This window comes from Vibrio cyclitrophicus, assembly GCF_024347435.1.
GTDB classification, from domain to species: Bacteria; Pseudomonadota; Gammaproteobacteria; order Enterobacterales; family Vibrionaceae; genus Vibrio; species Vibrio cyclitrophicus.
In genome coordinates this window covers 361,905-374,974 of sequence record NZ_AP025480.1, presented here as the reverse complement: position 1 = coordinate 374,974, position 13,070 = coordinate 361,905, and the positions used below count along the sequence as shown (strand labels likewise).

The 13,070-nt window shown below is 44.6% G+C and carries 9 protein-coding genes and 1 riboswitch; of the genes, 2 read left to right on the top strand and 7 right to left on the bottom strand.

Annotation, left to right across the window (positions count from 1 at the left end):
- Positions 1–8: 8 nt before the first annotated feature.
- The 4 genes from thiP to mpl all read right to left on the bottom strand — a co-directional run bounded on the left by thiP (position 9) and on the right by mpl (position 4,919).
- Entirely contained in the window at positions 9–1,604 is a 1,596-nt protein-coding gene (gene thiP, locus OCW38_RS01760) for a thiamine/thiamine pyrophosphate ABC transporter permease ThiP (protein ID WP_261894894.1), read from the bottom strand.
- An 85-nt stretch (positions 1,605–1,689) separates the two neighbouring features.
- Positions 1,690–2,682 carry a thiamine ABC transporter substrate binding subunit gene (gene thiB, locus OCW38_RS01755; RefSeq protein WP_016787845.1) on the bottom strand — a complete coding sequence of 331 codons (993 nt, stop codon included), beginning with the start codon at positions 2,680–2,682 and terminating at the stop codon, positions 1,690–1,692.
- Positions 2,683–2,735: 53 nt separating this feature from the next.
- Positions 2,736–2,855, bottom strand: a riboswitch (TPP riboswitch).
- Between the two features lie 43 nt (positions 2,856–2,898).
- Positions 2,899–3,522 (bottom strand): flavin prenyltransferase UbiX, encoded by a 624-nt coding sequence (locus OCW38_RS01750; protein WP_016787846.1) that lies wholly within the window; start codon positions 3,520–3,522, stop codon positions 2,899–2,901.
- Positions 3,523–3,560: 38 nt separating this feature from the next.
- Positions 3,561–4,919 carry a UDP-N-acetylmuramate:L-alanyl-gamma-D-glutamyl-meso-diaminopimelate ligase gene (gene mpl / locus OCW38_RS01745; protein ID WP_261894891.1) on the bottom strand — a complete coding sequence of 453 codons (1,359 nt, stop codon included), beginning with the start codon at positions 4,917–4,919 and terminating at the stop codon, positions 3,561–3,563.
- Between the two features lie 270 nt (positions 4,920–5,189).
- Between mpl and fbp the strand changes: the two genes are divergently transcribed.
- Positions 5,190–6,200, top strand: coding sequence for a class 1 fructose-bisphosphatase (gene fbp / locus OCW38_RS01740; RefSeq protein ID WP_010435070.1), 1,011 nt, complete (start codon positions 5,190–5,192; stop codon positions 6,198–6,200).
- A gap of 87 nt (positions 6,201–6,287) precedes the next feature.
- Here the strand turns inward: fbp and OCW38_RS01735 are convergent, their stop codons facing one another.
- The 3 genes from OCW38_RS01735 to tamA form a co-directional block, all read right to left on the bottom strand.
- Positions 6,288–6,641 carry a gamma-glutamylcyclotransferase family protein gene (locus OCW38_RS01735; protein ID WP_261894889.1) on the bottom strand — a complete coding sequence of 118 codons (354 nt, stop codon included), beginning with the start codon at positions 6,639–6,641 and terminating at the stop codon, positions 6,288–6,290.
- 73 nt (positions 6,642–6,714) lie between these two features.
- Entirely contained in the window at positions 6,715–10,467 is a 3,753-nt protein-coding gene (gene tamB / locus OCW38_RS01730; protein WP_261894887.1) for an autotransporter assembly complex protein TamB, read from the bottom strand.
- Positions 10,464–12,176: an autotransporter assembly complex protein TamA gene (gene tamA / locus OCW38_RS01725; RefSeq protein ID WP_261894885.1), complete on the bottom strand. Its 1,713-nt coding sequence runs from the start codon at positions 12,174–12,176 to the stop codon at positions 10,464–10,466. Before tamA ends, tamB begins: the two co-directional genes overlap by 4 nt.
- A gap of 213 nt (positions 12,177–12,389) precedes the next feature.
- Here tamA and msrA point away from each other — a divergent pair, with 213 nt between their 5' ends.
- Positions 12,390–13,019, top strand: a complete 630-nt coding sequence (gene msrA, locus OCW38_RS01720; protein ID WP_010435076.1) for a peptide-methionine (S)-S-oxide reductase MsrA — start codon at positions 12,390–12,392, stop codon at positions 13,017–13,019.
- Positions 13,020–13,070: the final 51 nt, after the last annotated feature.

The following is a 13,070-nucleotide window of genomic DNA, read 5'->3' as shown; positions in this document are numbered from 1 at the left end:
TCGGTTCCTTAACTCTTTAGCTTTGAGCTTCGAGTAAACAAAAATTCAATCAAACTAAAGCTGCCCACACTCAGTAACAATAAACTCACTGACACCACTGCCGCCGCTTCCATTTGATAGCTGCCTAACAATTGAAATAGATACAAAGGCAAAGTTCTAAAGTCTTGGCTACCAAACAAGGCTATCGCACTTAAGTCGCCCATCGCCAGCATAAAGCTGATTGAGAATGCTTGCGCCATCGGTTTGCGCAATGCGCGCCACTCCACGAGCCTAAAGCGAGTGAACCCTGTCATTCCTAAGCTTGCACACACATACTGATACTGCTGAGAAAGATGCAGCATAGGTTGGGCCAAGGTTTTAATCACGTAAGGCAGCGCCATCAAGCTGTTTACAGCAATCACAATAAAGAAAGCCAAACTGAACACATCGGTAAATGAGCGCAGTAATAAGAAGAGGCCCGTACTGATCACTAAGCCCGGCGTCACCAAAATAATAGTGCCAATCAGCTCAATCTTATCCGCTCTATAGTTCTTGTTTTGCAAACGCCATGTGCGACTAGTTAGAAGGATTGCGATACCAATACCAACGGCGATAATGCTTGCGAGGGAAGCAACACGAACCGAGGTCATTAGCGCAGCCCAAAACGGCTCACTGCTCAGTACAGTGAGTGCCTGGGAGTTAATACCACTTAGAACAACCATGGCTAATGGCGGTAATACCAGTATTGAGACTATGATGATCCAAAAGCTATCCCAAGCTTTTGACCACCAGCTGTCCTTAACCAAATATTTATCTTCCGACAGCTGACTAGCCGTCACAGAGATGGGCTTAGACAAACGCTGAATACTCACCGCTAATACGCCACACAACAGCATTTGCCATATCGCGAGTAACGCGCCAGCCTGCAGGTCAAAGTCGAATTTAATTGCTTGGTAGATGGCTAGCTCAATGGTGGTTGATTTCGGACCACCACCCAACGCCATCACGGTAGCAAAGCTGGTGAAGCACAACATGAAGACCAAACCGCACACATGCGGCAGCTGCTGTCTTAACCTCGGCCATTCAACCCATTTAAATTTATTCCAATGGCTCATGCCTAAATGAGCACACAGCTTGTGCTGCTCGGCAGGCACGGTATCCAAAGCTTGCAGAAGTAAACGGCTGGCGTAAGGCAGGTTGAAAAAAACATGCGCTAGTAAAATACCATTCAAGCCATAAATCGAGAATGGTAACTCTATGTCTAAGTTCGCTAAGAACTTAGCTAACCAACCACTGTTGCCGTAAATCGCCAGCAAGCCAAATACGCCGACCAACACAGGTAGAACCAAGGTTGACGCGAACAACCTTAATAACAAGGCTCTTCCAAAGAACTGTCTGCGACACAGAGCATGCGCAATAGGTATAGCAAAGCCAACACTCAGCACAGTTGAGAGTGTCGCCTGATAAAAACTGAATTTCGTTACATGCCAATAGTAAGGATCAGACCATACTAGGCTGATATCAAGAGAAGGGGCATTGCTAAGCAATGCCCCAACTGCTGAAACCACGAAGGCGGTAATGAGTATCGCAACCCAGATCCCGACCTTAGGTGTTTTCTTTATCATAAATTAATTATTTACCGTAAATGGCTCATTCCAAACATCACGAATGAGCCTTTAAGTACAGGGCGCTCATCTTTTTAATAGTAAGTTAAAAAGTAAGTGCACTCTGCCATTCACGAATCCATGGCTTACGCTTAGATGCTATTTCTTCAGGCGTGAAACCTAGCGCTTTTTGAGGAACCGTAAGTTGCTCGAACCCTTTTGGAAGCTCAATATCTGTCACTGGGTACATCCAGTTACCCGTTGGCATCGCTGATTGGAACTCGTCACTCAGGATAAATACCATAAATTCATCAGCCAGCTTTTCGTTCTTGCTGCCTTTGACCTTAGCTGCCACTTCGACTTGAGTATAATGACCTTCTTCAAAGCTTGCTGCTGCGTACTTAGAATCACCTTCTGCAATGATGTGGTAAGCCGGAGAAGTCGTGTAAGACAGGACTAAGTCCGACTCGCCTTTTAGGAACATAGAGTAAGCCTCAGACCAACCTTTAGTCACAGTAACCGTTTTCTGAGCGAGCTTCTTCCACGCGTCTGTCGCTTCATCACCGTAAACAGACTTCATCCATAGCATCATGCCTTGACCTGGTGTTGATGTACGTGGATCCTGGTAGATAACCTTAAGATCATCACGCTGCTCAACCAGTTCTTTAAGGCTCTTAGGTGGATTTACCAACTTCTCTTTGTTGTAAATAAAAGCAAAGTAGCCAAAGTCATATGGAACAAAAGTGCTGTCACTCCAACCATTAGGAAGCGTTACTGCTGACGTATCAACACTGTGCTCAGCCAATAAGCCCGTCGCTTTCGCTTCAGCCATTAGATTGTTATCTAGGCCTAACACGATATCAGCTTTGCTGTTACCACCTTCAAGACGCAAGCGATTTAAAATAGACACGCCATCTTCTAGCGCGACAAAATTCACATCACAACCACACTTTTCTTCGAATGCTTTTTCAACGGCAGGACGAGGGCCCCAATCCGCAGCAAAAGAATCATAGGTATATACAGTTAGAGTATTGTCTGCAGCAACGGCAGAGAAAGAGATAGCTGTAGTAACAGCAAGAGTTGTAAATGTTAATTTCACTGGACGCTCTCCATGGTCTGAGCGGCACAGGTTTGAGGGAGGAGAACGGTAGAAGTTGTTCCTAACTCAATTCCTACGCCAGCATTATCTGGTTCAGGTTTACGGGTCCCAAGCACTTGCTTGATCTCAGCTCGCATTCATTATTTGAATGGTTTGCTCCCCGATGAGTGTTCAGAATTGTAATTCGAATTTTAACAATAAGCTATCAAGTTTGGATCAATTACGTTGATCGTACCCCCAACGTGGCACTAAACCTTGCTCGATACCAAGATGATCGAGAATACGCGCCACCATAAAATCGACCAGATCTTCGATCGACTTAGGTTGGTGATAAAAACCCGGAGCCGCGGGCATGATCGTTACGCCCATGGTCGAGAGTTTGTGCATGTTCTCTAAGTGCAACGTAGAAAATGGCGTCTCACGAACCACTAACAACAGCTGGCCTCGCTCTTTCATAACCACGTCCGCTGCTCGCTCGATCAGGTTATCTGATAGGCCATGAGCAATGGATGCCAAGCTTCCTGCAGAACATGGACACACCACCATCTGCTTCGGTGCTGCTGAACCAGAGGCAACCGGTGAGAACCAATCATCTTTGCCACACACCACCAGCTTTTCTGGGTCGCAACCTAAATGCTTAACTAAAGCTTGTTTCGCAGCATCTGGCCCAGCAGGTAACTTAAGTTCATGCTCGGTCGCCAACACCACTCGAGCTGCCGACGATATCAGCAAATAAACCTGATAATCTGCCGCCAGTAGGCATTCAAGTAAACGCAGTCCGTAAGGCGCACCAGATGCGCCAGTGAAAGCGAGGGTTATCGCTTTATCGTGTTTTGTCATGTTCTCAATTACTTCAAATTATAAGGTCGTGGATGTCGTTAGCCTTTGAGTGCCAATCCATCCAACAGTTTTTGGTGAATGCCACCAAAGCCACCATTACTCATTACCAAGATTTGGTCGCCCACTTGTGCCTCTGAGACAATTTTAGCAACGAATGCATCCATATCATCACTCACATACGCAGGTTGGTGACAAGCGTCTGCGACATCTTGAACCGACCAATCAATATTATCCGGTTGGAATAAGTAGGTAGAATCCGCCTGTTTCAACGAATCAGCCAAAGTTTCTTTGTGCACACCACGTTTCATTGTGGCAGAACGAGGCTCTAAAACGGCAATGATTTTTTTCGTGTCGACCTTATTACGTAATCCGCCCAGAGTAAGTTCAATCGCCGTTGGGTGATGTGCAAAATCATCATAAACAGAAACACCTGCCACCTCGCCTTTAAACTCCAAACGACGCTTAGTATTAATAAAAGTAGCTAACGATTCACAAGCTAGGTCTGGTGTCACGCCCACGTGTCGTGCAGCAGCTATCGCCATCAAAGCATTATTTACGTTGTGGTCGCCCACTAAATCCCAGTTTACCGTTCCAACACATTCATTTTGGAGGTAAACCTCAAATTGAGAGCCATCTTTAACCAGCTTCTTAGCATCCCAGTCGCCTTGCTCACCACTCGATTCTCTTTCACTCCAGCAACCGCGAGCTAGAACATCTTGAATAGCGGTGCCTTGCTTAGGTGAAAAAATACGACCGTTACTTGGTACAGTGCGCACCAAATGATGGAACTGTCGCTTAATCGCTTCAAGATCATCGAAGATGTCAGCATGATCGAACTCTAGATTATTCACTACCAAGGTTCTTGGGTGGTAATGAACAAACTTAGATCGCTTATCGAAAAAAGCACTGTCGTATTCGTCGGCCTCCACCACGAAGAACATACTTTCACCAAGGCGAGCCGATATACCAAAATTACCCAATACGCCACCCACTAAGAAGCCTGGCGCATAACCACAATCTTCTAAGATCCAAGCCAACATACTTGATGTTGTAGTTTTGCCATGCGTACCCGACACCGCCAGAACCCAACGGTCATGCAGTAGGAACTCTTGCAACCATTGCGGGCCAGATGTGTATCTAAGATTATTATCCAATACATACTCAACGCACGGATTACCACGGCTCATCGCATTGCCGATAACCACTAGGTCCGGCCTTGGCTCTAATTGGCTCGGGTCGAACCCTTCAATAATTTCAATCCCTTGAGATTCCAACAGCGTGCTCATTGGAGGATAAACATTCGCGTCACTACCCGTAACCTTGTGACCTAATTGACGAGCCAATACCGCAGCACCACCCATGAAGGTGCCACAAATTCCTAAGATATGAATATGCATATATTGCTTCCAAACGCTTGGCTAAATGAACCATGTTTAAATCAAACTATCAGCCTTCATTATCATGAATTGACGATTAAAAGCGAGTGGCAATGCAAAACAAATTTAGTCGACATAGTAAGTGAGATCTGTGTCGCTTAGTTCATTACCATTAAAAAGATCTAAGCCGTAGAATTTAGGTAAGCGTCTAGATGAATAAAGCCCACACAAGAGGCAGAATCTACAGTGCTCAAATCCCCCCTAATATTGAGAGAAGTTTAAGGAAATAACATGTCTGAGATGCGCACCCTTGGTGAGTTCATTGTTGCAAAACAAAATGACTTTCCCCATGCAAGTGGTGATCTATCATCCCTTTTGTCATCAATTCGTCTTGCTGCAAAAATTGTTAACCGTGAAATCAACAAAGCAGGTCTTGTCGACATTACTGGCGCTGTTGGTACAGACAACGTTCAAGGTGAAGAGCAGCAGAAGCTAGACCTTTACGCTAACGACAAATTTAAAGCAGCTCTAGAAGCTCGCGATCAAGTTTGTGGTGTAGCAAGTGAAGAAGAAGACGAAGCAGTTGCCTTCAATAAAGAGCTAAACAAAAATGCAAAATACGTTGTCTTGATGGATCCACTTGATGGCTCTTCAAACATCGATGTGAATGTATCTGTTGGTACAATTTTCTCTATCTACCGTCGAGTATCACCGATTGGCACTCCGCCAACAGAAGAAGATTTCCTACAACCTGGACACAAGCAAGTAGCCGCAGGTTACGTGATTTACGGTTCTTCAACCATGCTTGTTTACACGACAGGCGCTGGTGTAAATGGCTTCACCTACGACCCATCATTGGGTACTTTCTGTCTGTCTCATGAAAACATGATGGTCCCTGATGAAGGTAAGATTTACTCAATCAACGAAGGTAACTACTTCCGTTTCCCTACGGGTGTTAAAAAGTACATTAAGTACTGCCAAGAAGATGAGCCGAGTGACAACCGTCCTTACACCTCTCGTTACATTGGTTCTCTAGTATCGGATTTCCACCGTAACCTACTGAAAGGTGGCATCTACTTGTATCCAAGTACACAAAGTCACCCTCAAGGAAAACTACGTCTGTTGTACGAGTGCAACCCAATTGCTTTCCTTATGGAGCAAGCTGGTGGCATCGCATCAGATGGTGTTCAACGCATCATGGATATCAAACCAACTGAGTTACATCAACGTGTGCCTTTCTTCGTTGGCTCAACAAGTATGGTACGTAAAGTAGAAGAGTTTCTTGAGCTTAACCGAGACTAGTTTTCTCGATTAATTATCAAAATAACGTCATTAAAAAGCCAGCATTCACATGCTGGCTTTTTGTTTGATACTCAGAGCACCGAGCGGTTACACGTTATTTCGCTTACACCAGTCACCCGAAAGTATTTCTTTATTCTCTGCTAGATCAAGCTGATACAAATATACCCATGCTAATCCAAATATAGTTTCTATTTGCTCGCGACGATACTCAACCGGGACATCCTCTAACCGATCGAGCGATGCCAGAACTTCGTCGTTAATTAAATAGACCTCACCAGCGACACTTTTCTTTCCAAAAACCATCGCTGGATATGCAACTAAATCAAAAATAGCATAATATTCAGGTGTATCAAACCTTCCTAAGTACTCGCACTGCTGCAAATAGTGATGGTTAGATTGACCTTGTCTCAACGTTCCATATACAAAAACAAGATGCTGCATACGCCCTCCATGACCCTTTCTATTTGTGTACCAATCAATGTATGAAACTACAGCAACTCGAATTCAAATGAATTTACTCAAATTCGAATTGATAAAGAAGGTCCACAGCACTATCAAGGCCAGATACTGCTTCCACGTAGAGATCCTGCATCAATCGATAACGAACGGTAAACTCACCCAATGAGTTGAAGATACCCACGCCATATTTGACTTGTAACCCCGGAAGGATATAACCACTCACCGTCACTTGAGAGTCATCTCCAGAGCCTGCGGTATCCAATTGTAGATCCTGTACGCCAAATGCCTCGCCAATTTCGCCAACGACCTTACCGCTCTTCGCTAAGCTCAAACCAATTAATGTGGTCGTCATAGAACCACTCGACTCTCCATCGATATCTTGGCCCCGTAAGATATAGGATAGCGCGTTGGCTTGCGGCATCGCAGGGTCAGAATAAATCTCGATGGTCGGCTCTGTAGCAGGGCCTGTAACTCGAATCCCAGCAGTCACGTCATCCTGAGTATTATCAGGGTTGCGAATCGCATTTATCGCTACATATGGCTGATCCGGTGGCCCATTCATTAGGATCTTGCCCTCTTCAATCAGGAGGTCTTGACCGAATGATTGATAAGTACCATCTACGATATTTACTTCACCGGTGATAAACGGGCCTTGATCTTTTTGAGCCACATTCAACTTACCCACTAAATCACCTTCAAGGCCAAAGGCTGAAAGCTTAAAGTCATCACCAATTGAAATATTAATATTAGTCATCACATTGAATGGAATCGTATCTTCACTTTCTGGTTGAAGGTCTTTATTCAAAATAACTTGATCAGAAGACACACCAACTGCTGACGGAGGTAAATCTTCTACGACAATTCGCCCCCATGGCAATGCAATGTCACCCGTAATTTTTGCAAGCTCCGGCGTAACATCAATGGTCATATCAGGAACTACTTTAACCTTGACCATCGGTGGAATATCAACCATCAACTCATCAGCAAAGATCCGGACATTTGATCGCCATGCTTGAAGATCCTGCCAATCTCCGGAGCCCTCAATATCAAGGTGGCCGTCTGGAGTCTCGACATTCGCATCAAGCTTTGCGCTGTAACCGTTAAAGTCGAGATCAATACGACCGTCTTTAACATCCACAGGCGTCACATCCCCTTTAACTTGAATCCCATTAACCGAGAATTGACCAAAAACTTGGGGGTGCATCAAAGAACCTTGGACCTTTAAGTCAGTCTCAAGATCAGCCTTCAGCATGCTGTATTCACCAAGGATCGGCTGTAAGAAGTCCAAATGGAATGTCGTTAGTTTAATTGCCGCATCGACCATTTTGTCTTCAGCAACAATATCTGGTAACGACACCGTGCCAGATAAGTCACCATTATCAGAAACATCCAACTTAAAGTCGGCATCCAGTTTGTTGTCTTTCAGCCGTGCATTCAATGCAACACTTTCCCACCCCAGTGTGATTGGCTCTCCGACTTGCTGAACAACCTGACCTTTTGGCATATCGACGCTAACCGTTACTTCAGGTTCGCCTTGTTTCGACCATTTGGCATGAGCGGTCGCATTCACTAAGCCCTCTAGTTGCGTCTCTTTAGGCACAAAGGCTTTAATCTGATCGAAGTCGAATTGGTTGATGGCCAACTTGGCCTCACCCGAATTTCCAACACGAACGTCTTCATCCAAACACACACTAGAACCGGCCTGTTTCCAACAATGAGCTTGAATATCGGCAAACTGCTTGTCGGCATCGGCTTTAATTGCGACGGGTTGGTCTAGCACCCAAGGTCCTTGTTCCGTGGCGATTTTGACTCGATCTAACGACCCATTCCAAATAATAGAAGGCTTTTGAATCAGCTCACCCGAAATAGCCAAGCTTGTGGAAATCACGTCGGATACCACGTCGAGCGTCACGGTATGCTGCTTCTCACCACCTTTCACGGTGAGATCAATGCTGTCAACCTTTTGCTCTTGATAGGCTAGGTTATTCGCTTTCAATACCAAATCAGCCTGAGGCGCAGGCAATGGAATCACTGAACCACGAAGAGATAGAGATTCTAATGTAGCTTCATCGTTCCAATCGACACGGTCGACGTTAAGAACAATGTCAACTTCCGGCTCTTTGAAAGGTCCGCTGAGACCAATATCGCCAATCACTGTACCTTTCAGTTCAGGAATACTTTTCGTTAATTGGGGAAGGTTAATAGCAACGCCCATATCCCACTGCTTGTCGAGTTGACCCTGTGCTTTTATAGAATTAACACCGTGAGCTAAGCTCAGGCCGCTGGTTTTTAGTTTAGGCTCACCGCTCGCGCTGCGGTCAGACGCTGATAACTGGCCTTCGATATCCAGAGGATATTCTCGCAAGACCCCCTCGATATCTAACTTAGGCAGCTCAATCGCCCAACCACCCGCTTCGGTCAACTCACCCGAAGTAACGATGCTTCCGCTAATGTTACCTTCGGCTTCTGGCCACTGCAGACCCGGCTGAATATCCTTCAGCGTCACATCGGCTTGCCAGTTAATAAGCTTCTTCCAACTCGCTTTAACCACACCATTGAGTTCACCACCCAGCGTGTTCAGTTTTAAGCGCTCAAGTTCAATCTGCTCGGTGGTGCCCTTACCCTCTAGGTCGATGGTTAAGGCAGGTATCTCCTGACCATCCGCTTCACCTTTAAACTGCACATTAAAACCATCTAATGAGCCATCGGCTTTAAACTTCTCGATAACCGCTTGGTAATCACTTTTACCAGTAAGAGGCCATTGCGCTTTACCTCCCTCTAAAAGAAGGTCAAATGGCAGAGTCGGCTCTAAAGATTGAATATCTCCTGACAGCTTTGCCTCAATCAGTTCAGAAAACTGAGAATCGAAGTGTAGCTTCGCGACACTCCCTTGTGCTTTCAGCGACAGTTTTTGACCTGTAAGATCAGTTTCTTTCACCTGTGCATTTAAAGAAAGGTCTAACGGATAGCCATCTTTAAGCTCAACTTTAGCGGCAAGGTTAGCGCTTGCTTGTGGCATATCAAGTTCAAGAGTAGAAACTTCGACCGTGTTTTTACCCGCTCGAGCTTCAAGCCCAAGGTGGTTTACCACAATCGGTGTTTCTTGTTCTAAGGTGAAACGGTTGAGGTCAAAACGCTCCAGCACAATCTGTAAAGGGACCCAAACTTCAGGCAACTCGATAGCAGCCTTAGTTGCAGTCTCTGGTTCGACGATTTCTGCTTGCGGCTCTTCGGTAGACTCTGCAAGTTTAACCTTAAGATCATTAAATAAGGTTGGCGATACAGTCAGCTTCTCACCCTGCATACTCAAAGCCGTTGAAAACAACCCCCATTCAATCTCATGCCCCAAGATATTCAGTTTAATATCAGACAAAGCAATACGGTTGATCACGATTGGCAGCGGTGTTTTCACCGATGTCACTGGCGGAGTCGGTTCTGTTTCTTCTGTAGAGGCAGGAGGCAATTCAGTAAATGCGAAGTCCAATCCTTGAATCGCTAAACGATCGACACACAACTTAGGATCAAGCAAACAGCGAGGGTTGATAGCCAATGCCATTTTTTGAACCTTGGTATCAATATGAAGACTGTCATCTTTAAATTGAACGTTATGGAGAGTAAAACTCGGAAAAAGTGCCCCATTAGTACTTTCAACTTTAAGCTGTGGCAGCGCTTTTTCAGCCCCCCACAACACCGTGTTAAGTCCTAGGTTAGTAAATAAAACAAAACCTAAAAGTGCTATCAATAACAATAGAATCGACGTCAAAGATATCGATGTCCACTTAATGCACTTACCCATCACTTTGATCATAATTCAGGCCCTAAACTGAAGTGCACTTGAAACTCATCACCTGGGTCAGCATCAAGCCCCCACGCAAAATCTAAACTTACCGGTCCAACGGGCGATGCCCAACGAACGCCAACACCAGTACCGCGCTTCCATTCTGGTTTATCATTGAAGGCATCACCAATATCGTAGAAGGCCGCTCCCCACCAATTTCCAACTAGGCGGTATTGGTATTCAAACGAGCTGGTTGCAATAAATTTTGCACCGGTTAATGCACCACTTTCATCTTTAGGAGATATAGACTCATAGCCATAACCACGGAGACTATTATCACCACCCGCGAAAAATCTTAGTGAAGGTGATAATTTATCAAACTCGTTAGCAAAGTTACCGCCAAACTGAAGCCGAGTTAAACCTCGATGATTATCGCCAATACTTCTGATCCATGCAGTTTGTCCTTGGAAACGAACCACCTTAGTTTCAGACAATATTGTGTCATCGCCCGCTTCAATCATGACGCTCTGTTTATCTCCCCACATCGGCATCGAACCACCTCGAGTTCGAGTTCGGGAAAACGCCACGCCTGGTAACACAAATTGCGCTAAATCGTCTTGTAGACCTTGTTCATAGTTTTCAACTAGGTATCGAATGAACACCGTACGTTGCCAGCCGTTATCTAATCGCCAATATCTTTCCAAAGCGAGGTTTGACTCCAAACTCTTGGTATCACGATTATCCAGATTCTTCATACCGTACTTAATTTGATAGTAATCATTAAGTACATCATCCAAAGGGATTTTATACGTTGCTGTTATCGTCTGCTCTGGTTTAGAGATAGACAAACTGCTATTGAAACTATGACCAAGTGAGTTTACCCAAGGTTTCTTCCATTTGAGGGTACCTTTTACGCCAAGGTCAGTAGATACACCGATACCTGTTTCGATTTGGTTACGCGCTTGAGGAGCAAGGCTCACCTTCATCGGAATTTCTCTGCCATCACCCAACTGACTTAAATCAGGCTCAACAAAAACAGATGAGAACCAATCAGTATTAGAGAGATTTTGGTTATACTCGCCTACTTTTGTGATCGAGTACGGTTCACCATCTTCAAATGGTTTAAGGGATTGCACCTTTTCATCTTCAATTTGGCTACCCGTCACCTGGGTAGCACCAAAGTGATATCGAATGCCACTGTTATAGTGAAGGCGAACATAAGCACGATTTAATTCGGGCGCAACTTCTAACTTACTAAGCTCATACGAGCCATCGAAATAGCCTTTGGCTAATCCAAGATTACGGATAGATGATTTCAAAGAGTCATAATTGCCGTGGTTAAGAATCGAACCTTTCGACAGTTTGCTCTTGGCGATCAGTGCTAGAAAATCAGGATCATCTTCTGCTTCACCACTTAATACGATATCTGAGGTATAAATAACAACGGGTTCACCTGGTTCAACCGTAACGGTCAATTCAGTGTCGTCTTCGGAATGGGAAAAAGAGATACGAGGTTGGTAGTAGCCTAACGCATTCAACGCTTCTTTAATAATAGACTCCAAGCGAGATTGGAACCTCAATGAAGCCGAATACTCTTCTTCGGGGAGCGCACTCAGATAAGCATCAACATTATCCTCAAGCGCTCCATCAAGCCCTTTAATCTCAAGGGAAACATCAGCGAAAGCAAGCGTCGATGACAATAGAGTGCTAATCAGAACTGGTAAAGTTTTTCTTATCATGTTTAATTGGTGCAGAAGTTATAAATACGTTAATAAAGTGAATAGAAATAATACCGCTAAAAAGGCATTGAGTCTGTAATAAATCCTAGAATAACAAGGTCTAATTTAAAGACTGATTCAATATAAACCAACAGTAAATATGAGCCTACAGTTAATATAAACCTAGATCTAATGTTAACTAACGCGGTAAACGTATGCGAAAAGGAATACAACATGCTAAATAAACAACAACTGGTTTCCGCTACAACCGCATTACCGGGGAATGCTGATCCAATCCGTATCACTGAACGCCATTTCATCAATCAAACCGACTTACTCGATGCGCCTACAGGTTCCCAACAAGAAGTATTACTTGGTATGGGGTGCTTCTGGGGAGCAGAGCGACTGTTGTGGCAACTTGATGGTGTAATTTCTACCTCCGTTGGTTACGCTGGCGGATACACAGTTAATCCAACTTATGAGCAAGTATGTACCGGGCAAACAGGCCATACAGAAGTTGTTCGAGTTATTTTTGATAGTGAGCAAACGTCTTTAGCACTAATACTTGAAACATTCTGGGAACGTCACGACCCAACTCAAGGGATGCGCCAAGGTAATGACTTAGGCACTCAATATCGCTCAGCCATATATACTTTCAGTGAAGAGCAACAGGCTATCGCTGAGCACTCTAAACGTGAATACCAGCGAGCAATGACTGAATCTTTAGGCAACGAGATCACAACGGAAGTTCTGCCTGCTGGAAAATATTTTTTCGCCGAAACTTACCATCAGCAGTACCTAGCAAAAAATCCGAATGGTTATTGTGGACTAGGTGGAACAGGTGTTTGTTTCCCACCGCAATAAAGTATAACCGGATATAAAACTAGAACGACTCGCATTAAAAAGGGCTTCATT

Bases quoted from the DNA above. Each gene is read 5' to 3' on its own strand.
- mpl (WP_261894891.1), bottom strand. From the start codon at position 4,919: ATGCATATTCATATCTTAGGAATTTGTGGCACCTTCATGGGTGGTGCT.
- OCW38_RS01735 (WP_261894889.1), bottom strand. From the start codon at position 6,641: ATGCAGCATCTTGTTTTTGTATATGGAACGTTGAGACAAGGTCAATCT.
- msrA (WP_010435076.1), top strand. From the start codon at position 12,390: ATGCTAAATAAACAACAACTGGTTTCCGCTACAACCGCATTACCGGGG.
- thiP (WP_261894894.1), bottom strand. From the start codon at position 1,604: ATGATAAAGAAAACACCTAAGGTCGGGATCTGGGTTGCGATACTCATT.
- OCW38_RS01750 (WP_016787846.1), bottom strand. From the start codon at position 3,522: ATGACAAAACACGATAAAGCGATAACCCTCGCTTTCACTGGCGCATCT.
- tamB (WP_261894887.1), bottom strand. From the start codon at position 10,467: ATGATCAAAGTGATGGGTAAGTGCATTAAGTGGACATCGATATCTTTG.
- fbp (WP_010435070.1), top strand. From the start codon at position 5,190: ATGTCTGAGATGCGCACCCTTGGTGAGTTCATTGTTGCAAAACAAAAT.
- tamA (WP_261894885.1), bottom strand. From the start codon at position 12,176: ATGATAAGAAAAACTTTACCAGTTCTGATTAGCACTCTATTGTCATCG.